Origin of the sequence: Achromobacter animicus (genome assembly GCF_040775605.1) — a bacterium.
Taxonomy (GTDB): domain Bacteria; phylum Pseudomonadota; class Gammaproteobacteria; order Burkholderiales; family Burkholderiaceae_B; genus Achromobacter; species Achromobacter animicus.
This window is the reverse complement of record NZ_JAYGJK010000001.1, coordinates 1,185,355-1,210,206: the sequence shown is the minus strand read 5'-3', so window position 1 is coordinate 1,210,206 and position 24,852 is coordinate 1,185,355. Positions and strand designations below refer to the sequence as shown.

Sequence of the window (24,852 nt, the reverse complement as noted above, 5' to 3'; positions counted from 1 at the left end):
AAGTGTGCGTTGCCCGCTGGTGGAGAGTCCTAGGCAGAAGTGTGCGATGCGCGATGGTGGAGAGTTCCGGGCAGAACTGTGCGCTGCGCGATGGTGGAGAGTCCCGGGCAGAAGTGTGCGTTGCGCGCTGGTGGAGAGCTTATGGCAGCGCTGCGTTGCGCCCCTAGTGGAGCGCTTGGTGTAGCACCTGCATGCAGGCTGTGCATTGCATGCTGGCAAAGGCTTCCTGGACTGCGTATTCCCGCATATGCGTAATTTTTAGAAGCCCTTCGATATCTCGCCAATTTGGAAGGTGGTTTCATGCCGTTCGGGTTCATGCCGGGATTTGGCGTGCTGCATCTGGCCATCGAGATCATCAGATGGACCACGACGATGGGCCGCCGGACTCGGTTTCACTTAAAGCAATCTGGAGGTCTCACTCATGAAAATCCTGGCCACGACGCTGTTTGTTTCCCTGGCCCTGGCAGGCGCCGGCGCTCACGCAGCTGGCGTTGAACAATCCAAGTCCCGTTCCCAGGTGGCGGCCGAGCTGCAGGAAGCCAAGGTCAGCGGCCAATACACGTTTGGCGAGCAGGATTATCCGGCGGCACAGCCCAGCACCTCCAACCTGACCGAGCAGGACGTGCGCGTCCAGCTTGAGCGCGCCAAGGCCAACGGCGAGTACACGTTCGGCGAACTCGACTACCCGCCGAGCACCCGCTAAGGGGCTAGCGGTTCTGCGTGATCCCGCAGCACTGTCCCTGAAGCGCCAAGCATTGTTGGCGACCAAACGAAAAAAAGCCGCGACTCTCGTCGCGGCTTTTTGCGCTGAGCGGCAGCGCGATCAGCTGAAGACTGATCAGCTGAAGAATTCCTTGACGCGGTCCGTCCAGGACTTGCTTTGCGGCGAGTGGCGATCGCCACCGTCGTTCAGCGAAGCCTCGAATTGGCGCAGGATGTTCTTTTGGTCTTCGCTCAGGCGCACGGGCGTTTCCACCACGACGTGGCAGTACAGGTCGCCCGGGTAGCTGCCGCGCACGCCGCGGATGCCCTTGCCGCGCAGGCGGAAGGTTTTGCCGGATTGCGTGCCTTCGGGGATGGAGATCTCGGCCTTGCCGCCCAGCGTGGGGACCTGGAGTTCGCCGCCCAGTGCCGCCGTGGTGAACGGGATGGTCAGTTCGCAGTGCAGGTCGTCGCCGTCGCGCTGGAAGATCTTGTGCTGCTTGATGTGGATTTCCACATACAGGTCGCCGGGAGGACCGCCGTTGATGCCGGGTTCGCCATTGCCGCTGGAGCGGATGCGCATGCCGTCGTCGATGCCGGCCGGAATCTTGACCTGGAGGGTCTTGTTGCGGCGAATGCGGCCGACGCCGTCGCAGGCCTGGCAGGGGTCGGTGATTTCCTTGCCGTTGCCGTGGCAGGTGGGGCAGGTCTGCTGGACGCTGAAGAAGCCTTGCTGCATACGCACGGCGCCCGAGCCGCCGCAGGTGCGGCAGGTCTTGGGCGAGGTGCCGGGCTTGGCGCCGGAGCCGTGGCAGGTGTCGCAGTTTTCCCAGCTGGGGACGCGGATTTCGGTGTCGAAACCGGCTGCCGCTTGTTCCAGGGTGATTTCCAGCGCGTACTTGAGGTCGGCGCCGCGGTAGACCTGGGGTCCGCCGCCGCGACGGCCGCCGCCGGCGCCGCCGAAGATCTCGCCGAAGATGTCGCCGAACGCGTCGGCGAAACCGCCGCCCATGCCCGCGCCGCCCATGCCGGCGGCGTTGGGGTCGACGCCTGCATGACCGTAGCGGTCGTATGCGGCGCGTTTTTGGTCATCGCCCAGGACCTCGTAGGCTTCCTTGGCTTCCTTGAACTTCTCTTCGGCTTCTTTGCTGTCCGGATTACGGTCCGGATGGTATTTCATGGCCAGCTTTCGATAGGCCTTCTTGAGATCGTCGTCCGAGGCGTTTTTTGCCACGCCCAGGATTTCGTAATAGTCGCGTTTTGCCATGATCCGTGGGCTCGAAACCGAGCCTTCTTTTCAGTGCTACAGAATGAGTACGCCCGGTAGGCGGATTTCTCCGGCTACCGGGCGGCAGAGGCAGGTCAGTGCCCGGCCATTATTGGTCGCGCTTGACTTCCTTGAAGTCGGCGTCGACGACGTTGTCGTCCACCGGCTTCGCGTTGTCGGCCGCTTGCTGCTGGCCGGCGGCTTGCTGCGCCTGCATGTCGGCGTACATCTTTTCGCCCAGCTTCTGCGAAGCCGTGGACAGGGCTTCGACCTTGGCGTCGATCGCGGCCTTGTCGCCTTCCTTCAGCGTTTCTTCCAGGTCCTTGATGGCGGCCTCGATGCTTTCCTTCTCGGCAGCTTCAAGCTTGTCGCCGTACTCGGTCAACGACTTGCGGGTGGCATGCACCAGCGCGTCGGCCTGGTTACGCGACTGAGCCAGTTCGGCGACGCGGTGATCTTCCTCGGCGTTGGCCTCGGCATCCTTGACCATGCGCTGGATCTCGTCTTCCGACAGACCCGAGTTGGCCTTGATGGTGATCTTGTTTTCCTTGCCGGTGCCCTTGTCCTTGGCGGACACGTGCAGGATGCCGTTGGCGTCGATGTCGAACGTGACTTCGATCTGCGGCATGCCGCGCGGCGACGGCGGGATCCCTTCAAGGTTGAACTCGCCCAGGGCCTTGTTGCCCGCAGCGATTTCGCGCTCGCCCTGGAAGACCTTGATCGTCACGGCCGGCTGGTTGTCGTCGGCCGTCGAGAACGTCTGCGAGAACCGGGTCGGGATCGTGGTGTTCTTCTGGATCATCTTGGTCATGACGCCACCCAGGGTTTCGATACCCAGGGACAGCGGCGTGACGTCCAGCAGCAGCACGTCCTTGCGGTCGCCCGACAGCACGGAGCCCTGGATGGCGGCGCCAGCGGCGACGGCTTCATCGGGGTTCACGTCCTTGCGCGGATCCTTGCCGAAAAATTCCTTCACCTTTTCCTGGACCTTGGGCATGCGGGTCATGCCGCCGACCAGGATCACGTCGTCGATGTCGGAAACCTTGACGCCGGCGTCCTTGATGGCGACGCGGCAGGGCTCGATCGTGCGTTCGATCAGTTCTTCGACCAGCGCTTCCAGCTTGGCGCGCGTGATCTTCAGGTTCAGGTGCTTGGGACCGGAAGCATCGGCCGTGATGTACGGCAGGTTGATTTCGGTCTGCTGCGCGGACGACAGTTCGATCTTGGCCTTTTCAGCGGCTTCCTTCAGGCGTTGCAGCGCCAGCACGTCCTTGGACAGGTCAACGCCTTGTTCCTTCTTGAACTCGGCAATGATGTAGTCGATGATGCGCTGGTCGAAGTCTTCGCCGCCCAGGAAGGTGTCGCCGTTGGTCGACAGCACTTCGAACTGCTTTTCGCCGTCCACATCGGCGATTTCGATGATGGACACGTCGAACGTGCCGCCGCCCAGGTCATAGACGGCGATCTTGCGGTCGCCCTTTTCGGTCTTGTCCAGGCCGAACGCCAGCGCCGCAGCGGTGGGTTCGTTGATGATGCGCTTGACTTCCAGGCCCGCGATGCGGCCGGCGTCCTTGGTGGCCTGGCGCTGGCTGTCGTTGAAGTACGCGGGCACGGTGATGACGGCCTCGGTCACTTCTTCGCCCAGGTAGTCCTCGGCGGTCTTCTTCATCTTGCGCAGCACGTCGGCCGACACTTGGGGAGGCGCCATCTTCTTGCCGCGCACTTCAACCCAGGCGTCGCCGTTGTCGGCTTTGACGATGGCGTAGGGCATCAGATTGATGTCCTTTTGCACGGCTTTTTCTTCGAACTTGCGACCGATCAGGCGCTTCACTGCGTACAGCGTGTTGCGCGGGTTGGTCACGGCCTGACGCTTGGCAGGCGCGCCGACCAGGGTCTCGCCGTCATCCATGTAGGCAACGATGGAGGGAGTGGTGCGAGCACCTTCCGCGTTTTCGATGATCTTGACCTGCCCGCCGTCCATGACAGCCACGCAGCTGTTGGTCGTTCCCAGGTCAATGCCAATAATCTTGCTCATGGTGGGTTACCTTGATTATTAAATCTATGAAAATTTGGGGAAAACTGCTTGTCTCCCCGTAACTGGGGCTGCCCGTGGGGTTTTTCAAGACGCCGGGCTGGAAATTTCCGGGCCCGGGTCCTGCAGGCGCTGGATTGCCGCAGTGAACTGGGGCAATCCGGGCCAGCCGGTGATGCGCCCAAGGCGCTTGCCGGACCGGTACAGCACAAAAGTGGGGACGCCATGCAACGAAAACCGGCGGCCCAGCGGTTCATCCGCGTAGACATCGGCTTCGAACCACGTAAGGCCAAGCCCCAGCAGCGTTTCCTGGTGCAGCAGCGCCGCCTGCTTGAACAGGTTGCAGTTGTAGCAATCCTGGCCCCACAGGAAGACACAGCGCAGGTCGGCGCCAGGCGCTTGCACCACGTCCGCGTCGAATCCCGCAGTATCGACATGGCGCATGCCGAACACCTGGAATACCTGGGCCGGGTCGAAGCGCGCGTCGGTCATGGCGGATACGCGGTTCAGCCCTGGCCAGCCGAGACGACCACGAGCGCAGGGCGCAGGGTGCGGTCGGCGATCACGTAGCCCTTCTGCAGCAGTTGCACCACCGTGTTGGCGGGCTGTTCATGCGGAATGGACGAAATGGCCTGGTGCTGGTGCGGATCGAACTTGTCGCCCTGCGCCGGTGCGATTTCCTTGAGCAGGTTGCGCTCGAATGCGGCGGCCAACTGCTTTAGGGTGACTTCGACGCCTTCGCGCAGCGTTTCGACCGTCTGATCAGGTTGGGCCAGGGCAGCTTCCAGGCTGTCCTTGACCGGAACCAGGCTTTCGGCGAACGATTCGATGCCGAACTTGCGCGCCTTGGACACTTCTTCCTGGGCGCGGCGGCGCACGTTCTCGGCTTCAGCTTGCACACGCAGAAGCTGGTCGTGCTGCTCGTTGACGGTAGCCTGGGCGGCGTCCAGCTGGGCGCGCAACTCGTTCAGCTCGGCCTGCGCGGCGTCCTGGGCGGCGGGTGCCGCATCGGCGTTCTGGCCGACTTCGGGCGCCTGGTCAGCAGGCTCGTGGGGTGCCGTCATGGGGAATCCTCCAAAAAGAATGGCTTTCGGAGACATGAATGGGGGCCAATACCCCTAATTCAAGCCCGGGTAAGCGAAATATTCCCCAGGACCCGGCGCCGCGGCCGGGCGCCTGGCCGCGGTTTCCTACTTTTTGCTTGGCTGCGCGGGAGCGACGGGGTCGCTGGCGGGGAAGCTTTCCTTCAGTGCGCGGTCCACCCGCTTGTCGTCCGCGTCCGGATCCGAAGGGATCGCGACGGGGTCGCTGGCCGGGAAGGTGTCGGCCAGGGCCTCGTCCAGGTCGTGTTCGACGCGGTCTTCGTCGACGGGAGTGCTGACTTTGCCCTTCTTGACCGGTTCGCCAGTCTTGGGATCATGGTGCATGCGCCTTCTCCTTCAAGTCCGTGGTGTCTGGAATCCACCCCTGCAAGTATCGTTCCACCAGCCCTGACAACCCCGCGATCCAGGCCGGATCGTCGTTGATGGCGGGAATGTAACGGAACTGCTTGCCACCGGCCTCGAGAAAGGCGTCGCGGCATTCCAGGCTGATTTCTTCCAGGGTTTCGAGACAGTCTGCCACAAATCCCGGGCACACCACATCGACCTCGGTGACGCCCGATGCGGCTAGTGCCTTGAGGGTCGGTTCGGTGTAGGGCTCCAGCCAGCGGGCGGTGCCGAACCGGCTCTGGAAGGTCACTTCGATCTGGTCGCGGGGCAGCGAAAGTCGCTGGGCCAGGAGCCGGGCCGTTTCCATGCAGTCGCGGTAATACGGGTCGCCCAGTTCGATGGAGTAGCGCGGCAGGCCATGAAAGCTCATGACCAGCTTCTGCGGCTTGCCGTGTTCGCTCCAGTACCGCTCGATGCGCGCGGCGAGCGGGTCCAGGTAGGCGGGGTCGTCGTGAAACCGCTTGATGAAGCGCATTTCCGGCTGATCGCGCAGCTTGCCCATGTAGCGGGTAACCGCGTCGACGACGGTGGCGGTGGTGCTGGCGGCGTACTGCGGATACAGCGGCACGGTCAGGATGCGCTCGCAGCCCTGCTTGCGCAGGTTGGAGATGGCGTGCGGGATGGAGGGATTGCCATAGCGCATGCCCAGCTCGACTGCGGCATCCACCCCGGCCGCCTGCAGGGCGGCGCGCACGCCGTCGGTCTGCCGCTGGCTGTAGACCATCAGGGGCGAGCCTTCCTTCATCCAGATTCCGCCATAGCGGGGCTCGAGCCGCTTGGGGCGGCGCACGAGCACGATGCCGTGCAGGATGGGCTTCCAGAGGTAGCGCGGGATCTCGATGACGCGGGGGTCGGACAGGAATTCGCCCAGGTACTTGCGGATGTCCTTGGCCGTCGGCGTGTCGGGCGTCCCCAGATTCACCAGCAGTACGCCGACCTTGCCGGGCACGCGCGGCGGCGGATCTTCGTTGAAGGGGTCTTCTTGCTCGGGTTCAGGAAGGTAGCGCTCAGGCCAGAGATACTTGAACAGGCGAAGAAACACAAAAACTCCCCTTCCTCCGCAAGGAGGATGTAGCTTTGAATGGAACTACTGGTTGTGGCTGAGGGCGTTGGACAGCAGGCGCGCCGTGATGTCCACGATGGGTATGACGCGCTCGTAGGCCATGCGGGTCGGACCGATGACGCCCAGCGTGCCCACCACCTTGCCATCCACGCCATACGGCGCGGTGATGACGGAAACGTCTTCCAGGGGCACCAGTTGCGAATCGCCACCGATGTAGATCTGCACGCCCTGCGCCCGGCTGGAGACATCCAGCAACTGCAGCAGGTCGGTCTTTTTCTCGAACAACGAAAACATCTTGCGCAACCGGTCCATGTCGGACGCGATGTCGGTCACGTCCAGCAGCTTGCGCTCGCCGGAAATGACCACGGCGTCGCCGTCCTCGGCGGCTTCGGCGCTGGCCTCGACGGCGGCCTGCATGAGGCGCGAGATGTCTTCGCGCAACTGGGCCAGCTCGGTCGAGAGCGTCTGGCGCACGGCATTGAACGATTTGCCGGCGAAGTGCATGTTGAAGAAGTTGCCGGCCTCCAGCAGTTCGGATTCAGCGTAATCCCGCTGGACGAAGAGAATGCGGTTCTGGACGTCGCCATCGGGCGTCACGATGATCAACAGGACGCGCTTGTCGGACAGGCGGATGAATTCGATCTGACGAAACACCTGGGCCCGCTTGGGCGTGAGCACCACGCCCGCGAATTGCGTCAGATTCGACAGCAACGCGGCGGCCGCATTGACGGCGCGGGTGGGTTCGGCGGCAGAGAGCATTTCGCCCATGTTGTGCGGCTGAAGCTGGTACGACTGTACCGACAGCAGCGAATCGACGAACATGCGGTATCCGCGCGGCGTGGGTACACGGCCGGCGGAAGTATGCGGACTATGGATCAACCCCAGCTCTTCCAGGTCCGCCATGACGTTGCGGATGGTGGCTGGGGACAAGTCGAAGACTTTAGATAGCGTCCGCGAGCCGACTGGCTGCCCATCGGCGATGTAGCGTTCTATCAACGCTTTCAGTAATGCGCGTGCGCGGTCATCCATAGCGGCTATTTTAGGGAATCTTTTTCGGTTGGGGCGATTTTTGTCCCGCAACCCGATATACGGCCCCATATAATCGGCTAATTGGCCCATTCTGGGTACATTCAGCTTTACGGTTTTGCCCCTTTTCATTTGTACGCAGCCATGCACTTTCCCACCGTCGCCCTGATCGGCAGATACCAGGACACCGGCCTGGACACACCGCTGAGAGCCCTTGCGCACGCGCTGACGCAAGCGGGCCGGCAAGTGTTGATCGACGCGGACACGGCGCGCAATACCGGGCTGACCGAATATCCCATCGCCACGCTCGAGGAAATCGGCAAGACCGCCTCGCTGGCCGTGGTCATGGGCGGCGACGGCACCGTGCTGGGCGCCAGCCGCCATCTCGCGCCGTATGGCATGCCGCTGGTCGGCATCAACCACGGGCGCCTGGGCTTCATCACCGACATCGCCTTGCAGGACGCGCACGCAGCGCTTGCCCGGGTGCTCGAGGGCAGCTTCCAGATCGAAGACCGCATGCTGCTCGAAGGCAGCGTGTGGCGCGGCGATCAAAAGATGTACTCCGCCTCGGCGCTGAACGACGTGGTCCTGAACCGTGCGGGACGCGGCGGCATGATCGAGGTCCGGGTCGAATTGGACGGCGCCTTCATGTATACGCAGCGTGCCGACGGCCTGATCATCGCCACGCCCACCGGGTCCACCGCCTATGCGCTGTCGGCCAACGGCCCCATTCTGCATCCGGGCATGAACGCCATGGTGCTGGTGCCGGTGGCGCCGCAAACGCTGTCGAACCGCCCCATCGTCATCCCGGACACCGGTGTGCTCAACATGACGCTCACTGCCATGGGCCGCGTCGAAGTCGGCGCCAGTGTGCATTTCGACATGCAGACCTGGTCCGACCTGCAACCGGGCGACCGCATCGTCGTGCAGCGCGCGCCCTACACCATCCGATTCGTGCATCCCGAAGGCTATAGCTTCTTCTCCACCCTGCGCCGCAAGCTGCACTGGAACCTGATGCCCGAAGCCTCCGACAACGTAGAGTAGTTAGCGCCCCCACATGCTGCGCACCCTGCACATCCGCGACTTCGTCATCGTCGAACAGACCGAAATCCATTTCGGTCCCGGCTTTACCGTCTTTTCCGGCGAAACCGGCGCCGGCAAATCCATCCTGGTCGATGCGCTGGCCCTGACCCTTGGCGAGCGCGGCGACGCCAGCATGCTGCGCGAAGGCGCGACCCGCGCTGACATCACCGCCGTCTTCGACACCCCCAAGGCCCTGCATGCGTGGCTGGCCGAACGCGAGATCGACGCCGACGACGAACTCTCGCTGCGGCGTGTCATCGATGCGCAAGGCCGCAGCCGCGCTTACATCAACGGCACACCGGCCACCGTGGCGCAGCTGCGCGAACTCGGCGACAGCCTGGTCGACATCCACGGCCAGCACGCGCACCAAAGTCTGATGCGTCCCGATGCCCAGCGCGACCTGCTGGACGCGCACGGCGGCCATGGCGATCTGCGTCAGGCGGTCGGCCAGGCATGGAAGCAATGGCGCGCACTGGCGCGCCAATTGGAATCCGCTGAAAAAGACGCGGAAAGCCTCGCGACGGAACGCGAAAGCCTGCAATGGCGGGTCAACGAACTCGACCAGCTCAACCTCGGGCCGGACGAATGGGAAGCCCTGCAATCCGAGCACACGCGCCTGTCGCATTCGCAATCGCTGCTGGACGGGGCTTCGCAGATCCTTGAAACGCTGGACGGCGAAGGCGACTCCGCGCATCACCGGGTGACGGCTGCAAACCAGCGTCTGCAGCAGATGCTGCGGCACGATCCGGGCCTGAAGGGCGTCCATGACGAACTGGAATCAGCCCGCATCGCCATCAGCGAAGCCGTGTCCGACCTGAACAACTATGTCAGCCGGGTCGAACTTGATCCGAAGCGGCTTGCGGACGTGGAAGCGCGTCTTGGGCTGGTGTTCGAGACCGCCCGCAAGTTCCGCACCGAACCCGACGCGTTGTGCGAATTGCGGGAATCCCTGCATGCGGAGCTGGCGGCCCTGCAGGCCGCCGGCGACATCGACGCGCTGCGCGCCCAGGCGGCCGCGGCGCAGGCGCAATACGACGCAGTCGCCGCCAAGCTGTCGACCGCGCGCCGCAAGGTTGCCAAGGATCTGGGCAAGCAGGTCACCCAGGCCATGCAGACGCTCGCAATGCAGGGCGGCCGCTTCGAACCGGCGCTTGCGCCGTCCGCACCCTCCGCGCACGGCAGCGAACAGGTCGAATTTCTGGTCGCCGGCCACGCCGGCACCACCCCGCGGCCACTGGCCAAGGTCGCTTCGGGCGGCGAACTGTCCCGCATCTCGCTTGCGCTATCGGTTATCGCCAGCCGCGCGGCGCGCGTCCCCACGCTGATCTTCGACGAAGTCGACAGCGGCGTGGGCGGCGCTGTCGCCGAATCCGTCGGCAAGCTGCTGCGCGAGCTGGGTGAACGCCATCAGGTGCTGTGCGTCACCCACCTGCCCCAGGTTGCTGCCTGCGCCAACAACCAGTTCCTGGTCAGCAAGGCCGAATCGCGCGGCACCACGCGCTCCAGCATCGAACCGCTGGACGCCCCGGCCCGCGTCGAGGAAATCGCGCGCATGCTGGGCGGCATGAAGCTCACCGCCACCACCCGGGAACACGCGCGCGAAATGCTGGAAGGCTTCGGGCAGACTGCGCCCTGAGTCTGACCCCGCGTGGGGGCATCCCTCGACCGACGCGCACGCAATGGCCAAATGCAAAAAGCCCCTTCACATCGAAGGGGCTTTGTTTTTCACCTAAGCAGCCGGACGGACCGGCCGCTAGCCTACCGACTTTGGCTTACCGGCCCTTGAGGCAGCTACCGCAGATGCCGTACAGCACCATCGCGTGGCTTTCCAGTGCGAAGGCGTTGTCCTTGGCGATCTTCTGCTGGCGCTTTTCGATCTCGGGATCCGAGAACTCGACAACCTTGCCGCAATTGGTGCAGATCAAGTGGTCGTGGTGGTCGCCGTCGTTCAATTCGAAAACGGCCTTGCCGCTGTCGAATTGGCTGCGCGCCAGGATGCCGGCCTGCTCGAACTGGGTCAGCACGCGATAGACGGTAGCCAGGCCGATTTCGACGTTTTCGCCGATGAGGGCGCGGTAGACGTCTTCGGCGCTCAGGTGCCGTTCACCCGATTTGCGGAAAATATCAAGAATCTTCAGGCGAGGAAAAGTCGCCTTCAAACCCATGTTTTTCAGTTCGCTTTGGTCGCTCATGGTGTAATCGCTCTCCGTCCGCGTTGGCATGGGCAAGGACTGGGGTCACCGCAAGCCGGCTCGCCGAATTCATGCCGCCTCGCGGAACTATCCTGATGAAACCTTTATGATAACGGTTTTGCTTGCTTCCAAATAATAGGGGCGCGTAGTGTCCATGTTTGCACGTATTCCCTCCCGCTCTCTGAAGACCGGTTTGGCCGTCGCCGCCCTGGCCGTCGCCTTGGCGGGCTGCACCTCAAACAAATGGGGCTTCCCTTACAAAGCTCCGGTCCAGCAGGGTAACTGGATCACGCAGGAACAGGTCGCACTGCTCCAGCCCGGCATGACCCGCGAACAAGTCCGCTTCGCGCTCGGCAGCCCCACGCTCACCAGCGTGCTGCACGCCAACCGCTGGGACTACCCGTATTACTTCAAGCCCGGGTACGGCAACTCGCAAGAGCGCAAGTTCACCGTCTGGTTTGAAAACGACCGCCTCGTGCGCTGGGAAGGCGACAAGCAGCCTGATCTGCAGCCCTACCAGATCAACACGCCGGATGCCGTTGCCGACGAAAAGGCCGACAAGCGTCTGAATCGGGACGAAGAGCGTATCAAGCAAGAGCAGGACGAACAGAAGCGCGACGCCGATGCGCCCGTCAGCCCGCTCAACCAATACCCAGGCCAGCCGGGCAACGCGCCCGAGCCGCTGCTTTAAACCGAAGGACTTTTTTATGCGTATTGCTATCGCCGGCGCCAACGGCCGCATGGGCCAGATGCTGATCGAGGCCATTCTGAAGGCCGACGGCCTGGAGCTGGCTGTTGCGCTGGACGTTCCGGGCTCCGCTTTGCTGGGCCGCGATGCCGGCGCCCAGTTGGGCAAGCAGACGGGCGTGGCCATCACGGATGACCTGGACGCCCTTGCCGGCGCCGATTGCCTGATCGACTTCACCCGCCCGGAAGGCACGCTCAAGCACCTGGAAGCCTGCGTCAAGCACGGCGTGAAGGCCGTCATCGGCACCACCGGTTTTGACGACAATGGCCGCGCCGCAATCGAAGTCGCTGCGCAAAAGACCGCCATCGTGTTCGCCCCCAACATGAGCGTGGGCGTCAACGCCACGCTCAAGCTGCTGGACATGGCGGCCCGCATCCTGAACGCCGGCTATGACGTCGAAGTGTTCGAAGCGCACCACCGCAACAAGGTCGACGCGCCTTCGGGCACGGCGCTGAAGATGGGCGAAACGATTGCGTCCGCCTGGGACGTTGCCCTGCCCGACGTCGCCACCTGGAGCCGCCACGGCGACACCGGCGTGCGCAAACCCGGCACCATCGGCTTTTCGGTGCTGCGCGGCGGCGACATCGTCGGCGATCACACCGTGTCGTTCTGCGGCATCGGCGAGCGCATCGAAATCACGCACCGCTCGTCCAGCCGGGCCACCTACGCGGAAGGCGCGCTGCGCGCGGCGCGCTTCCTCGACGGCAAGAGCAACGGTCTGTACGACATGCAGTCGGTGCTGGGCCTCTGATCCGGTTCACGGCGCTAAAAATAAAGGACCCCTCGGGGTCCTTTTTTCATGCCGTGTTCTTGCCGTTGTTTTGGCGCGGCCGGCTAAGCGCGGCCGGCTAGGCGCGGCCAGCCAGGTCCGGCCGGTCACACCACGACGGGTTCCGGCTCCAGCCGCACGCCATAACGGTCAGCCACGGCGTCTTGCACCGCTCGCGCCAGGCCCATGATGTCCTCGGCCGTGGCGCCGCCTCGATTGATCAGCACGAGCGCCTGCCGGTCATGCACACCCGCCGCGCCCAACGCCTTGCCCTTCCAGCCGCATTGATCGATCAGCCAGCCGGCGGCCAGCTTGTAGCGGCCATCGGGCTGCGGATACGACACCAGGCCGGGAAAACGCGCCGCCAGCGCTTCACGCTGCGCAGCCGGCACGATCGGATTCTTGAAGAAGCTGCCCGCATTACCAGTGACGGCGGGGTCCGGCAGCTTGGCTCGCCGGATCTCGCAAACCGCCTCGAACACGTCGCGCGCGCTGGGCGCTCCGTCCGCCAGCCGCGCATGACGTTGCAGATCGGGATATTCCAGCACGGGCCGCCAGGGGCGCGGCAAAGCAAAACGCACGCTTACGATGATCCAGCGGCCAGGTTCATCATGTTTGAACGTGCTGTCGCGGTATGAAAACCTGCACTGTGCCGCCCGCATTTCCACGAAGCGTGCCTCGCGCACATCCCAGGCCGTCAGACTGTGGAACCGCTCCTGCAGCTCGACGCCGTAAGCGCCGATGTTCTGCACCGGCGAGGCGCCGACGGTACCGGGGATCAACGCCAGATTCTCCAGGCCGTCCCATCCCTGCGCCACGCAGGCCGCTACGAATCCGTGCCAGCTTTCGCCGCCCGCGGCTTCGACGATCCATGCGTCCGGCCGCGCCTCCAGCAGACGCACGCCTTCGAACGCGACGCGCGCGACCACGCCCGGCACACGCTCGGGCAACACCACATTGCTGCCGCCGCCCAACACCAGCAGCGAGGGCGCCGCTTGCGCGAGCGCCGACAAGGCCGGCAATTGCGCCGGATCGCGCAGCGCGACGAAGGCGTCGGCCCGGGACGCGAGTCCCAGCGTATTCAGACGAGTAAGGTCCTGCACGGCCGGAGACAACGAATCGGACGCGGGTCCGGCGAAGGAATTTGACATGGGTGCTACGTGGTGTGCTATAGTTTCTGTCTTCGCTCAGTTTACTTGATTGAGTGCTTGACCCGATTTGAAGTTCGAATCGAAACGGCCACAGCGGCTCAGGACAAGCTCAAAAAATCGTGCTAGACTGCGCGCCTTCTGATCGATAACCAAGTTGATCAGAGTGAATAAGAAAAGCGGTTCTGAGCAGTTTGCGGAACCAATGCGGGAGTAGCTCAGTTGGTAGAGCGCAACCTTGCCAAGGTTGAGGTCGCGAGTTCGAGACTCGTCTCCCGCTCCAGATTTTGATGTGCAGCTTTCTCAAAGCTGCACATCATTGAAAGCAAGGGCCGAAAGGCCCTTTTTTCATGCCTGAAAAGCCAGTTCATGCAGCACATGCGAGCCGGCTTGATGGATGAAAAAATTAATGTATACTCTCGCCTCGCTGATTGGACAGCCGCCAGATTCTTGAAGATTCTTCTTGAAGACTCAAGCGCACAGCCAGCGATGAGGGTATTAGCAAATGCGGGAGTAGCTCAGTTGGTAGAGCGCAACCTTGCCAAGGTTGAGGTCGCGAGTTCGAGACTCGTCTCCCGCTCCAGATTTCGGTCTGCCGTGCAAAGACCCTTAAAAGTATGTACAATCGCTGTCTTTGGTGAACAGCCCTGATACCAATACAGGCATTCATCAGAACAAGCGAAAGCTTGTAGCTTAGTAGTAATAAGTAATACCCAGCAGTACCCCAGCAGTACCCCCGCGGGAGTAGCTCAGTTGGTAGAGCGCAACCTTGCCAAGGTTGAGGTCGCGAGTTCGAGACTCGTCTCCCGCTCCAAATACAAAGAGGAAGCATCGGCCAACACCGCGCTTCCTTTTTTCTTGCAAGTGCTGGCGCAATGGCAGAGTGGTTATGCAGCGGATTGCAAATCCGTGTACGTCGGTTCGATTCCGGCTTGCGCCTCCAGCATCTTTTCCCCCCTCCCCAGCATCTCGTTACCCATCCCTACGCCCGGTCAGCCGGATGATTGTTATGGTGACCCCGTTTTCATTTGAACGATGAGTCCATGCACAACATCCCGGTATCGCAACCGCGCCACTTTATTGCCCGCCCCGCTTTCCTGAGCCTGTCCGCCGCCGCGCTGATCGCACTAGCGCCGCTGGCTGCCGAGGCGCATGACAAGCACCATCACCACCGCCACAAGGGCGGCGAGTACAAGGAAAAGTATTGGGATGGCGCCTGCAAGGTCGAGCGCAAGTGGAAGCGCAACGGCGACTACAGCGAAAAGCGCAAATGCCGTGACGACTATGCTTATGGCTACGCACCGCAACCCGTGGCGGTGCCCGTGATGCCGGTGCAACCTGGCATCGTCATCTCGCCCACGATCGTCATCCGCCCCTGAGACCATGGATCAATCGGTAAAGGACGCCCTCGCCCGCTGGCCGAATGTGCCGGCTGTCTACGGATGGCTGTCGCTGGATGCGCGCGGCCGCTGGCGCCTTCATCCGCAAGGACAGGCCAATGAGGGCGGACCGGGCGAGCCGATCACCAATACGCAGATCCTGGAATTCATCAGCCGCAATTACGAACGCGACGATGACGGCCGCTGGTTTTTCCAGAACGGCCCGCAGCGGGTGTTCGTACGTCTGGACGCAGCGCCCTTGGTGTTGCGCCTTGCCGATGACAATCGTGGCCTCATCACGCACACGGATGCGACCGTCGACGCAGTCAGCGCGTGGTGGCTGGATGATGAAGGCCAGCTCTACGCATCGACGCCGATGGGCGCCGGCATCGTGCTGGACCGCGATTTGCAGCCGCTGCTGGAGATGATGCGGACGCAAGCTGGCGCTCCGCTGCTGGACGCGCTGGCCGAACTGGCAACCAGCGATGCGATGACAGCCGACTGGCCTGACGTGTACGCGGCGGCGCCGCTGCACGCAATCGCGCAGGCAGATATCGCCGCGCGCCTGGGATTTGACCCCGCCCCGCACGCCCCCGCGGCCTGACGGGTCAGCGCAAACTCAGAACATCCCGTTGCTGTTGGCGGCCTTCTCGGGAATCGGTTGCACGGCATCCCAATGTTCGACGATCTTGCCGCCTTCCAGGCGAAAGATGTCGATGATGGCGTTGCCGCGCGTACCCGGCTCGCGCACGGCGTGGACATGCAGGATGACGTAATCGCCATCCGTGAACACGCGCTTGATTTCGCTGTGCGAGGCGGGATACTTGTCGCGCAGGAATGCGATGAATTGCCGGAAGCCCTCGGGGCCGTCGGCCGCGTTGGGATTGTGCTGCACATAACGATCGCCCACGTACTTGAGCGCGGCGTCCGCGTCTTTCTGGTTCAAGCCTTTTTCATAGAACGCCAGGACGGCAGCCTTGTTGGCGGCTTCCTGTTCGGGCGTGGCTTGCGCGGCGCAGGCCAGGACGGAAAACAGCAGTGCGGCAAACGTGCGCATGAACATAGGCCGGGACATATCGACTCCAGATAAAAAAGGCGAAGCCATTCTATGGCCCCGCCTTCGCGCGGGCCACGTCCGGCCCGGTAAACAGATTGATGCGCGTAGCGCTCAGTGGCTTGACGCCGCTATGGCTTAGCGGCGGCCGCTTTTGACCAGCGCGAACTTGCCGTCGCCCAACAGCGCCAGGACGGCAGCCGCCACGGTCAGGAAAATCGGATATTCCCAACCGCCGCCCGGGTTGCCGAAGCCCCAGCCATTGCCAAAATGGACCGTCGACGCCGCGAAGAGCTGCACCACGGCAATCGCAGCGACCCAGCGCGGCACCACGCCCAGGATCAGCAGGATGCCGCCGGCCACTTCGAAAAACGTGACCGGATAGGCCAACCAGCTGGCAAAACCGATCTTGGCGAAGAACTGGGCGGTGCCGGGCAGCGTGAACACCAGCAGCTTGGTCAGGCCATGGGCCAGGAACATCACGCCCAGCGCCACGCGCAAGAGCAGCGCGGCATACGGCGCGGTACGGGAATCAATCATTGCAATCCATCCTTGTGCAGAAAAGCGAATCGCCCGGAGCAGGCAGATCCTTCATGGGCCGTATTCTTGCGATTCCAAAAACAAAGATAAACATGCAGAATTGCAAATTATTGTTCCTCGATAGGAAACAATCTTGGACACCCATACGGCCATGCAGACCTATGCCAAGGTCGTCGAACTGGGCTCATTCGCGGCAGCCGCCGACAAGATGGGCCAGGCGCGATCTGTGGTGACGCGGCAGATCGCCTATCTGGAGCAGAAGTACGGCGTACGCCTGCTGAATCGCACGACGCGCAAGCTCAGCATGACGGACGCCGGACGCGCCTTCTATGACCGCGTCCGGCCCATTCTGGCGGAAGTTGCCGACCTGGAGCTGTCGCTGCAGGCGGAAGGCCAGCGGCCCAGCGGAAGATTGCGGGTCAGCGCGCCCGTGTCCTTTGGCATCCTGCATCTGGGGCCAGCCATCGCCGAATACCTGCAGCGCTATCCGGACGTGGTGATCGACCTGGACCTGAACGACCGCGTGGTGGATCTGGTCGAGGACGGCTACGACGTTGCGGTGCGCATCGGCCCGCTGGTGGATTCGTCGCTGGTGGCCAGACCCCTGGCGCCGCAGCAACTGTTGGTCTGCGCAGCGCCGTCGTACCTGGAGCGCCACGGCGCGCCGGCCGTGCCTGAAGACCTGAAGCAGCATCGCTGCCTGCACTACGCCTACGCCAGCACGGGCAACGAATGGCATTTCGAGAAGGACGGCGTGACGCATCTGGTGCGCGTGAACGCGGCGTTGCGGGCCAATAACGGCGACGTGCTGCGCACCGCTGCACTGGCCGGCCACGGCATCATCCTGCAGCCGGAATTCCTGGTCGGGGATGACATACGCGCCGGACGTCTGACCGCCCTCTTGACCGGCTATGCCCACACGCCGATTTCCATGGTCGCCGTCTACCCGCACCGCCGCTTTCTGTCGCCCAAGGTCCGGTCGTTCGTCGAACACCTGGAAGCGCGGTTCGGCAGCCCCGCGCCCACGCCGCCTGCCCGGCGCGCCACGACCCGCCGCAGCCGGTAGAATCGTACCCATGACCGCCAAATCGCCCCTCGAATACTTCCCCGCCCCGCGCCGTTCCCACTTTTGCAGCCAGTGCGGCTCTCCGGTAAACCGCCGCGTGCCGGAAGGCGATAACCGCGAGCGTGACATCTGTGATCACTGCGGGGCGATCCATTACCAGAATCCGCGGCTGGTGGTCGGGACCGTGCCCGTCTGGGAAAACCGCATCCTGCTCTGCCGCCGCGCGATCGAACCCCGCTACAACACGTGGACCCTGCCCGCCGGCTTCATGGAGCTCGGCGAGAGCACGGCGCAAGGCGCGGCGCGGGAAACGCTGGAAGAGTCGGGCGCCAAAATCCAGTTGGGCGACATCTACACCATCATCGACGTCCCGCAGATCGAGCAGGTGCACGTGTTCTATCTCGCCCAGGCGGTGGGTCCGGAACTGGACCCGGGCCCGGAAAGCCTGGAAGCGCGCTGGTACGACGAATCCGAAATTCCCTGGGACGACCTGGCCTTCCGCACCGTCGCCAGCACCCTGCGCCTGTTCTTCGAGGACCGCAAACGCGGCACCTTCGGCCCGCATCACTACACCCTAGAATCCCACCGTTGAAACTGCCCTGGCTCGCCGCCGACACCCCGTTTCCTCCTGCGGAATTCGCGCTGACGGATCCGGACGGCCTGCTGGCCGCGGGCGCGGACCTGTCGCCGGAACGGCTGACCCAGGCTTATTCCAACGGCATCTTTCCGTGGTACTCGGAAGGCGAGCCCGTGCTTTGGTGGAGTCCGAACCCGCGCATGGTGCTGCCCGTAAAGGACTTTGCGCCGTCGCACTCGCTGCGCAAGCTGCTCCGCCAGATCGCCGCCCGGGAATACGAAGCCACACCCAGTGTGCAGGTGCGGGTCGACACCGTGTTTCCCCAGGTAATGGCGGCCTGCGCCGCGCCGCGCGACGGCCAGCCGGGCACGTGGATCACCGCTGCCATGCAGGACGCCTACCGGCAGTGGCATGACGCCGGCGTCGTGCACAGCATCGAAACCTGGATCGACGGGGAATTGGCGGGCGGACTGTACGGCATCAGCCTGGGACGCATGTTCTTCGGCGAATCCATGTTCACCCGCGTCGCGAACGCCTCGAAGATCGCGCTCGCGCATCTGGTTCGCTACCTGGACGCGCAGGGCGTCGAATGGATCGATTGCCAGCAGCAGACGCGGCATCTGGCCAGCATGGGCGCGGCTCCCGTGCCACGGGAACGCTTTCTGCGGCATGTTCGGCAAGCCACTCAACAGCCCGGCATTCCGTGGTCACGCGGCCGGCTGGACACGCGGGGCCAGCTGCATCCGGATACACCCGAGGGGACGGATTGCAGCCCGAGTTAAGCGTTAATATGGAGCCACTCCCGTGCCGGGTTTGCCGCCCATACGCGGGATATCCGATACGCCAGCTCCCATGAGCCAGCTCCAATGAGCCAGCTGAAAGAACTTCCCTTCTCCACGCTGCAGTTTTACGCAACCGCCCCCTACCCCTGCAGCTATCTGCCGGGTCGCCAGGCCCGGTCGCAGGTTGCCGCGCCCGGGCATCTGATCAACGCGGGCACGTATTCCCAATTGGTGGAACAAGGCTTTCGCCGCAGCGGTCTATTTACCTACCGTCCCCATTGCGACAACTGCCAGGCCTGCATTCCCGTGCGCGTGGATACGGCCGGATTCGCCCCCAACCGCAGCCAGCGCCGTGCGTGGCGCGATCATCAGCATCTGCAGTCGTTCGTCGCGGAGCTGGCATGGTCGCCGGAACACTACCGGCTCTATACCCGGTATCAGCAGGGCCGGCATCCGGGCGGCGGCATGGACGAGGACAGCCGCACGCAGTACGCGCAGTTCCTCTTGACCAGCCGCGTCAACACCCGGCTGGTCGAGTTCCGCAACGCCGAGGGTGTGCTGGTGATGGTCTCCATCATCGACGTGCTGGACGACGGCCTGTCGTCGGTCTACACGTTCTATGACCCGGACATCGCCGATGGCCTGGGCACGTACAGCATTCTCTGGCAGGTAGAACAGTGCCGCGCGCTGAACCTGCCGTGGCTCTATCTGGGCTACTGGATTGCGGACAGCCGCAAGATGTCCTACAAATCGGCCTTCCGTCCGGCGCAGTTCCTGGTCGACGGGGAATGGCGCGACAGTCCCGAGCGCCCGCCCGCCTGAATCTGTTGCGGCGTCGTTTGCAATCGACGGGGACGGAGCAAATCGCTCTACAATCCCGGCCCATGTCTATCCTCTTCCACGCCTATCCCCTGGCCCGCCCGGCGCTCTTCGCCATGGACGCGGAAACCGCCCACGAAGTCACCCTCTCGGGCCTGCAGCGCGCCTATGAATGCGGCGCCACGCGCAAGCTCATGCACGCGCAGCCCAAGGCGCCCTGCACGCTGATGGGGATGCAGCTGGCCAACCCGATCGGGCTGGCCGCCGGCCTGGACAAGAACGGCGCCTACATCGACGCGCTGGGCAACCTGGGTTTTGGCTTTATCGAGGTCGGCACGGTGACGCCGCGCGCGCAACCCGGCAACCCCAAGCCGCGCATGTTCCGCCTGCCGCGCGCCAATGCGCTGATCAACCGGCTGGGCTTCAACAATCAGGGGCTCGACGCCTTTCTTGCCAACGTGCAGCGCAGCTCGTGGCGCAAGCAAGGCGGGATCCTGGGGCTGAACATCGGCAAGAACGCGGACACGCCCATCGAACGGGCCGCCGACGACTACCTGATCGGCCTGGACGGCGTGTACCCGCATGCCGACTACGTCACCGTGAATATCTCGTCGCCCAACACCAAGAACCTGCGTGCGCTGCAAAGCGGCGACGAGCTTTCTGCGCTGCTCGCGCAGCTGGCCGACAAGCGCCGCGCCTTGGAAGACCGGCACCAGCGCCGGGTCCCGATGGCGGTGAAGATCGCGCCGGACCTGTCACAGGAAGAAATCGACGCCATCGCCGAAATCCTTCCGCGCCACGGCATCGATGGCGTCATCGCCACCAACACCACGCTGTCGCGCGACGCGGTGAAGGGCCAGGCCCACTCGGAGGAGGCTGGCGGCCTGTCCGGCGCGCCCGTGCATCAACTGTCGCTGGCGGTGATCCGCCGCCTGAAGGAACGGCTGGGCAATAGCCTGGCCATCATCGGCGTGGGCGGCGTGCTGTCCGGACGGGAAGCCCGCGAAAAGATGGAAGCCGGCGCCGACGCGGTGCAGCTTTACACGGGCCTCATCTACCGTGGCCCCGGGCTGGTCGGCGAATGCGTGCGCGCCGTCGCGTCCCGCTGACAGCCGATAAAGACAGAAAACGCAGGCAAAAAAAGGGGCCACCCTGTGGGTGGCCCTAATTCCAGCTCTGCTCTGTCACTCAACAGTACTACATTACTGCGCTTTGCGCAGCACCGTGCGCCAAATACTTAGGCGCTGCGGCGGCTGCGGCCGGCAACCTTGGTCGCGGCGTCGGCGGCGTCCGTGGCGGCCTTGAAGGTCGCGTTGGCGGCGGCGTTCAGGTTCGACTCGGCGACTTCAGCGGCCTGCTTGGCAGCCTTGGTCATCGAATCGTAGGCGCTGGTCGCGGTGGCCAGCGAGGACTTGATCAGGGCGACGGCGCTTTCGGAACCGGTCGGGGCGTTCTTGGAGAACTGGTCGACGGCTTCGCTCAGCTGTTGCTGGCTTTCGGCGATCTGTTCTTCGGTCAGCTTGACCAGGCTGCCTTGCACGCCGGCAACGATGTCATACACGTGCTTGGTGTAGGCCAGGGCCTTTTCGGCGCCCGGTTGCAGCAGGCCCGTCGCGAACGCGGCGGCTTCCTGCGGATCCTTGACTTCAGCGGCTTGCTGCGACTTCTGGGCGACTTCGTCCAGGGTGGCCTTCACGACCTTCAGGTTCAGTTCGACCAGCTTTTCGAAGCCGGCGAAGACGGCGGTCTGGGCGGCAACGATGGTGTTGATGCTGGCCTTTTGACGGTCCAGAACTTGTTGCGGAATTGCGCTCATAGAATGCTCCTCTCAGGGTAGCCGGAGGCTGTCCGGCAGTAAGGATGGTTGTCTGCGACGAAATAAGAAACGTGCGCGGAAACTGGTACTACAAGCTACCGCCGGCCCGTTTGATGCACTGCACAATTGCCATTCTAGACTGGGTAAAAAACTTGTCAAGCAGTTTTTGTGCGGCGCAACAAGTGTTTGCACTTTAACGGTGCGCCCGCCTGCTGGGGCTTGATTCTGCTCAACGAATTCCCGGAACTCGGGAAATACCGGACATGACGCGGTATCAATTCTTTTCTACACTGTTTTCACGCTGATGACAGACAAATACCAATGATATGTCAGCGAAAGATAACCAATCGCAGCAAGCAAAACCCTGCAATCGGAGACCTCATGACTTTCATTCCCCGCACGCTTTCGGCCCTGCTCGCGGCCGGTGCCCTGTTCGCGGCCGGCGCCGCGCACGCGGAATATCCGGAACGCCCCATCAACATGGTGGTGCCGTTCGCGGCAGGCGGCCCGACGGACAACGTCGCCCGCTCCCTTGCGGAAGCCATGCGGCCCAGCCTGGGCCAGACGGTCGTCGTTGAAAACAAGGGCGGCGCCGGCGGCACCATCGGCACCACTCAGGTCGCCCGTGCCCAGCCGGACGGCTATTCCATCCTGTTGATGCACGCCGGCTTCTCGACCGCCCCGTCGCTGTACAAGAATCCGGGGTATGACCCCTTCACGAGCTTTGAGCCGGTCGGCCTGGTGGTCGACGTGCCCATGACCATCGTCGCCCGCTCGGACTTCCCGCCCAACACCATCGCCGAACTGGCCGACTACGTCAAAAAGAACAAGGACAAGGTCTCGCTCGCCAACGCGGGCATCGGCGCCGCCAGCCACCTGTGCGGCACGATGCTGGTCGAAGCCCTGGGCGTGCAACTGCTGACCATCCCGTACAAGGGCACCGCGCCCGCCATGAACGACCTGCTGGGCAAGCAGGTCGATCTGATGTGCGACCAGACCACCAACACCACGCAGCAGATCGAAGGCGGCAAGGTGAAGGCCTACGCCGTGACCAGCCTGAAGCGCGTTCCCACGCTGCCCAAGCTGCCGACCATGGACGAGTCCGGCTACAAGGGCTTTGAAGTGGGCATCTGGCATGGCATGTGGGTGCCGAAGGGCACGCCCAAGCCTGTCGTGGACAAGCTGGTCAAGAGCTTGCAGGCCGGTCTGGCCGATCCCAAGTTCCAGGAGCGCATGAAGCAACTCGGCGCCACCGTGCTGACGTCGGAAGCCAACCCCGATGCGCTGACCGCCAAGGTCAAGCAGCAGGTCCCGCAATGGGCCGAGCTGTTCAAGAAGGCCGGCATCGAGAAGCAATAAGCCCGCTTCAAGAGGCCGCCCGCTTCGGCGGCGCCTCTTGCGGCAACGGCCCATAAAAAAGCCCCCTCACGGGGGCTTTCTGTTCTGGCGTGCGCCGCAGCTACGGCCGCATGGCTTCGGCCGCCAGACCCAATCCGTTGAAACCCGAGGACACGGAGGGTTCGTAGCCCAGCGCTTCGGAAATGCTGGCGGCAGTTTCGACCAGCGCCTTGATCCAGTCGTCCTGCAGCCGTTCGGCCGGCGCCGAGATCGACAGCCCCGCCACCAGCTTGCCGGTGTCGTCAAAGATGCCGGCCGCGATGCAGCGAACACCCAGTTCCAGCTCTTCGTTGTCGCGGGCGTAGCCGTGGCGGCGCACCAGGGCCAATTCGCGTTCCAGCTTGTCCAAATCGGTCAGGCTGTTGCGCGTATGGCCGGCCAGTCCCGTGCGCAGCGCATAGGCGCGCACCTGGCGCGTGTCCCCGGTGGAAAGAAACAGTTTGCCGGTGGACGTCAGGTGCAGTGGCGCGCGGCCGCCGATGGCCCGCACCACCTGCATGCCGGAGCGTTCGCTCCAGGCGCGGTCGATGTAGACAATCTCGTCGCCCTGCTGGACGGATAGATTGATGGTCTGCCCCGTCAGCTTGTGCAGCGACCGCATGGCGGGAATGGCCGCCTCGCGCACGTTCAGACGGCCCTTGACCAGCGATCCCAGCTCCAGCAGGCGCATGCCCAGCTGATACAGCCCGTTGTCGACCCGCTCGACATAGCGGCCGACAACCAGGTCGTTCAGGATGCGGTGGGCGGTGGAGGCGTGCAGACCGGTGGTGGCCGACAGTTCTTTGAGCGTGACCGGATCCGGTTGCGCGGCCAGGGCGTCGAGCAGACGCATCGCGCGTTCGATGACCTGAATGGCGATCGGATGGGCGGATGCGCCTTCGGTTTCGGCGTCCAGCGGATTGCGAGGGGTGGGAAGACGGGCCATGGAATTTTGGGCTGGCGCCGCCACGCAAGACACGCGTTGCGGCAATGCAGCAAACAGTTCTTATCCCGTATTGTGAAATTTACCGGCCGGTTTGGCAAATGGTATTTGCGCAGCGGGCGCGACCGGCGGTGCCCCGCCGGCGCGCAAATCAGGCCGCCGCCGGGGGCGCCAGCTTGCCGCCCAGGCGCAGGACTTCGGCGCGCAGGAATTCCAGCGCCGCTGCGGCAGCCTCGGGTTCGCCCTTCACGCCCAGCTCGATGTGGGGCGTGCCGCCCGCCTCGCCGACGCTGGGCAGACTGAATGCGCGGACGTCGGGCCAACGACTTTCCACAGTAACCATCGACGGCGTGATGCGCGATTCGGGCATGCTGAAAACCAGGAAGGAATGCTCGACGTGGGCACGAATATGCTGCAGCGCACGATAGCGGGTATCCAACGTCCATTCCAGCATCGGCCACGCCATGACGGGAAAGCCCGGCACGAAGGTGTGATCCTTGATGAAGAATCCCGGGATCCGGTTGTACGGATTGGGGACGATCTCGCAGCCTTCGGGGAACATGCCCATCTGCAGCCGCTGCTGGTTTTCCGGCGCACTCATGTCGGCGGTGCCCTGCCCCTTTTCCGCCATTTCGCGCGTGCGCAATGCGATGGCCTCCTCGGCTTCGGGATGCAGTGCCAGCGGCAGGCCAAGCGCAGCGGCCGCGGCCTGGCGGGTGTGGTCGTCGGGCGTGCCGCCGATGCCGCCACACGACAACACGACGTCGCCACTGGCGAAGCTGCGCTTGTAGGCGTCGACCAGACGGTCGCGCTCGTCAGGCAGGAATTCGGCCCAGCTCAGGTGCATGCCGCGCGCGCCCAGCATTTCGACGATCTTGGAAAAATGCTTGTCCTGGCGCCGTCCCGACAGGATTTCATCGCCAACGATGATGAGGCCGATACGGCGGGCGGTGGGTTCTGCAGCCATGTCCGATTCCAT

At 63.6% G+C, this 24,852-nt stretch carries 27 protein-coding genes and 4 tRNA genes; 17 read left to right on the top strand and 14 right to left on the bottom strand.

Features of this window, described 5'->3' with window-relative positions; translation table 11 throughout:
* Nucleotides 1–421: 421 nt before the first annotated feature.
* The gene (locus tag AB3147_RS05415; RefSeq protein WP_313064936.1) at nt 422–703 is read left to right on the top strand and encodes a DUF4148 domain-containing protein; all 282 of its coding nucleotides are present in this window, start codon (nt 422–424) and stop codon (nt 701–703) included.
* A gap of 135 nt (nt 704–838) precedes the next feature.
* Here AB3147_RS05415 and dnaJ read toward each other — a convergent pair whose 3' ends face one another.
* From dnaJ to hrcA, 7 genes are all read right to left on the bottom strand, one after another.
* On the bottom strand, nt 839–1,969 hold the full coding sequence (gene dnaJ / locus AB3147_RS05410) for a molecular chaperone DnaJ (RefSeq protein ID WP_367351525.1): 1,131 nt from the start codon (nt 1,967–1,969) through the stop codon (nt 839–841).
* Between the two features lie 109 nt (nt 1,970–2,078).
* Nucleotides 2,079–4,004, bottom strand: coding sequence for a molecular chaperone DnaK (gene dnaK / locus AB3147_RS05405; protein ID WP_175123160.1), 1,926 nt, complete (start codon nt 4,002–4,004; stop codon nt 2,079–2,081).
* 84 nt (nt 4,005–4,088) lie between these two features.
* Nucleotides 4,089–4,493, bottom strand: a complete 405-nt coding sequence (locus tag AB3147_RS05400) for a thioredoxin family protein (protein ID WP_367351524.1) — start codon at nt 4,491–4,493, stop codon at nt 4,089–4,091.
* Nucleotides 4,494–4,507: 14 nt separating this feature from the next.
* Nucleotides 4,508–5,065: a nucleotide exchange factor GrpE gene (gene grpE / locus AB3147_RS05395; RefSeq protein ID WP_175123162.1), complete on the bottom strand. Its 558-nt coding sequence runs from the start codon at nt 5,063–5,065 to the stop codon at nt 4,508–4,510.
* 126 nt (nt 5,066–5,191) lie between these two features.
* The gene (locus AB3147_RS05390; protein WP_218344905.1) at nt 5,192–5,428 is read right to left on the bottom strand and encodes a hypothetical protein; all 237 of its coding nucleotides are present in this window, start codon (nt 5,426–5,428) and stop codon (nt 5,192–5,194) included.
* Nucleotides 5,418–6,533, bottom strand: a complete 1,116-nt coding sequence (hemH, locus tag AB3147_RS05385) for a ferrochelatase (RefSeq protein WP_175123164.1) — start codon at nt 6,531–6,533, stop codon at nt 5,418–5,420. Before hemH ends, AB3147_RS05390 begins: the two co-directional genes overlap by 11 nt.
* A gap of 45 nt (nt 6,534–6,578) precedes the next feature.
* The gene (gene hrcA / locus AB3147_RS05380) at nt 6,579–7,583 is read right to left on the bottom strand and encodes a heat-inducible transcriptional repressor HrcA (protein ID WP_062840377.1); all 1,005 of its coding nucleotides are present in this window, start codon (nt 7,581–7,583) and stop codon (nt 6,579–6,581) included.
* Between the two features lie 141 nt (nt 7,584–7,724).
* Between hrcA and AB3147_RS05375 the strand changes: the two genes are divergently transcribed.
* Nucleotides 7,725–8,624, top strand: a complete 900-nt coding sequence (locus AB3147_RS05375; protein ID WP_367351523.1) for an NAD kinase — start codon at nt 7,725–7,727, stop codon at nt 8,622–8,624.
* 13 nt (nt 8,625–8,637) lie between these two features.
* Nucleotides 8,638–10,299, top strand: a complete 1,662-nt coding sequence (gene recN / locus AB3147_RS05370) for a DNA repair protein RecN (protein WP_175137204.1) — start codon at nt 8,638–8,640, stop codon at nt 10,297–10,299.
* A gap of 136 nt (nt 10,300–10,435) precedes the next feature.
* On the opposite strand, the gene fur is transcribed toward recN, so the two are convergent.
* Nucleotides 10,436–10,855: a ferric iron uptake transcriptional regulator gene (gene fur, locus AB3147_RS05365; protein WP_056321269.1), complete on the bottom strand. Its 420-nt coding sequence runs from the start codon at nt 10,853–10,855 to the stop codon at nt 10,436–10,438.
* A gap of 154 nt (nt 10,856–11,009) precedes the next feature.
* On the opposite strand from fur, the gene AB3147_RS05360 reads away from it, so the two are divergent.
* Both AB3147_RS05360 and dapB read left to right on the top strand, forming a co-directional pair.
* Entirely contained in the window at nt 11,010–11,546 is a 537-nt protein-coding gene (locus tag AB3147_RS05360; RefSeq protein WP_175137203.1) for an outer membrane protein assembly factor BamE, read from the top strand.
* A gap of 16 nt (nt 11,547–11,562) precedes the next feature.
* Complete coding sequence (gene dapB / locus AB3147_RS05355) at nt 11,563–12,354, top strand: 4-hydroxy-tetrahydrodipicolinate reductase (RefSeq protein ID WP_367351522.1); 792 nt, start codon at nt 11,563–11,565, stop codon at nt 12,352–12,354.
* 125 nt (nt 12,355–12,479) lie between these two features.
* Here the strand turns inward: dapB and murB are convergent, their stop codons facing one another.
* The gene (gene murB, locus AB3147_RS05350) at nt 12,480–13,523 is read right to left on the bottom strand and encodes a UDP-N-acetylmuramate dehydrogenase (RefSeq protein WP_367351521.1); all 1,044 of its coding nucleotides are present in this window, start codon (nt 13,521–13,523) and stop codon (nt 12,480–12,482) included.
* Between the two features lie 204 nt (nt 13,524–13,727).
* On the opposite strand from murB, the gene AB3147_RS05345 reads away from it, so the two are divergent.
* The 6 genes from AB3147_RS05345 to AB3147_RS05320 all read left to right on the top strand — a co-directional run bounded on the left by AB3147_RS05345 (nt 13,728) and on the right by AB3147_RS05320 (nt 15,503).
* Nucleotides 13,728–13,803: transfer RNA gene (locus tag AB3147_RS05345), tRNA-Gly, on the top strand.
* A gap of 224 nt (nt 13,804–14,027) precedes the next feature.
* Nucleotides 14,028–14,103: transfer RNA gene (locus tag AB3147_RS05340), tRNA-Gly, on the top strand.
* Between the two features lie 155 nt (nt 14,104–14,258).
* Nucleotides 14,259–14,334: transfer RNA gene (locus tag AB3147_RS05335), tRNA-Gly, on the top strand.
* 55 nt (nt 14,335–14,389) lie between these two features.
* A tRNA-Cys gene (locus AB3147_RS05330) sits at nt 14,390–14,463 on the top strand.
* Between the two features lie 100 nt (nt 14,464–14,563).
* A complete protein-coding gene (locus tag AB3147_RS05325) occupies nt 14,564–14,899 on the top strand; it encodes a hypothetical protein (protein ID WP_367351520.1) in 336 nt (111 codons plus the stop codon).
* A 4-nt stretch (nt 14,900–14,903) separates the two neighbouring features.
* Nucleotides 14,904–15,503: a DUF2946 family protein gene (locus AB3147_RS05320; RefSeq protein WP_367351519.1), complete on the top strand. Its 600-nt coding sequence runs from the start codon at nt 14,904–14,906 to the stop codon at nt 15,501–15,503.
* A 15-nt stretch (nt 15,504–15,518) separates the two neighbouring features.
* Here the strand turns inward: AB3147_RS05320 and AB3147_RS05315 are convergent, their stop codons facing one another.
* A complete protein-coding gene (locus AB3147_RS05315; protein ID WP_239216276.1) occupies nt 15,519–15,974 on the bottom strand; it encodes a nuclear transport factor 2 family protein in 456 nt (151 codons plus the stop codon).
* Between the two features lie 117 nt (nt 15,975–16,091).
* A complete protein-coding gene (locus AB3147_RS05310) occupies nt 16,092–16,493 on the bottom strand; it encodes a DoxX family protein (protein ID WP_105237569.1) in 402 nt (133 codons plus the stop codon).
* Nucleotides 16,494–16,626: 133 nt separating this feature from the next.
* On the opposite strand from AB3147_RS05310, the gene AB3147_RS05305 reads away from it, so the two are divergent.
* The 5 genes from AB3147_RS05305 to AB3147_RS05285 all read left to right on the top strand — a co-directional run bounded on the left by AB3147_RS05305 (nt 16,627) and on the right by AB3147_RS05285 (nt 20,846).
* Entirely contained in the window at nt 16,627–17,559 is a 933-nt protein-coding gene (locus tag AB3147_RS05305; RefSeq protein ID WP_246282845.1) for a LysR family transcriptional regulator, read from the top strand.
* Between the two features lie 10 nt (nt 17,560–17,569).
* Nucleotides 17,570–18,151 carry an NUDIX hydrolase gene (locus tag AB3147_RS05300; RefSeq protein WP_175123172.1) on the top strand — a complete coding sequence of 194 codons (582 nt, stop codon included), beginning with the start codon at nt 17,570–17,572 and terminating at the stop codon, nt 18,149–18,151.
* The gene (gene aat, locus AB3147_RS05295; RefSeq protein WP_367351518.1) at nt 18,148–18,918 is read left to right on the top strand and encodes a leucyl/phenylalanyl-tRNA--protein transferase; all 771 of its coding nucleotides are present in this window, start codon (nt 18,148–18,150) and stop codon (nt 18,916–18,918) included. Before AB3147_RS05300 ends, aat begins: the two co-directional genes overlap by 4 nt.
* An 84-nt stretch (nt 18,919–19,002) precedes the next feature.
* The gene (locus AB3147_RS05290) at nt 19,003–19,740 is read left to right on the top strand and encodes an arginyltransferase (RefSeq protein WP_175137197.1); all 738 of its coding nucleotides are present in this window, start codon (nt 19,003–19,005) and stop codon (nt 19,738–19,740) included.
* Nucleotides 19,741–19,802: 62 nt separating this feature from the next.
* Nucleotides 19,803–20,846, top strand: coding sequence for a quinone-dependent dihydroorotate dehydrogenase (locus tag AB3147_RS05285; RefSeq protein ID WP_218344910.1), 1,044 nt, complete (start codon nt 19,803–19,805; stop codon nt 20,844–20,846).
* 128 nt (nt 20,847–20,974) lie between these two features.
* Here the strand turns inward: AB3147_RS05285 and phaP are convergent, their stop codons facing one another.
* Entirely contained in the window at nt 20,975–21,553 is a 579-nt protein-coding gene (phaP, locus tag AB3147_RS05280) for a TIGR01841 family phasin (protein ID WP_105237564.1), read from the bottom strand.
* A gap of 381 nt (nt 21,554–21,934) precedes the next feature.
* On the opposite strand from phaP, the gene AB3147_RS05275 reads away from it, so the two are divergent.
* Nucleotides 21,935–22,912 carry a tripartite tricarboxylate transporter substrate binding protein BugD gene (locus AB3147_RS05275; RefSeq protein WP_056568785.1) on the top strand — a complete coding sequence of 326 codons (978 nt, stop codon included), beginning with the start codon at nt 21,935–21,937 and terminating at the stop codon, nt 22,910–22,912.
* 100 nt (nt 22,913–23,012) lie between these two features.
* On the opposite strand, the gene AB3147_RS05270 is transcribed toward AB3147_RS05275, so the two are convergent.
* On the bottom strand, nt 23,013–23,876 hold the full coding sequence (locus AB3147_RS05270) for an IclR family transcriptional regulator (RefSeq protein WP_175123176.1): 864 nt from the start codon (nt 23,874–23,876) through the stop codon (nt 23,013–23,015).
* Nucleotides 23,877–24,024: 148 nt separating this feature from the next.
* Entirely contained in the window at nt 24,025–24,840 is an 816-nt protein-coding gene (locus AB3147_RS05265) for a competence/damage-inducible protein A (protein ID WP_239216271.1), read from the bottom strand.
* Nucleotides 24,841–24,852: the final 12 nt, after the last annotated feature.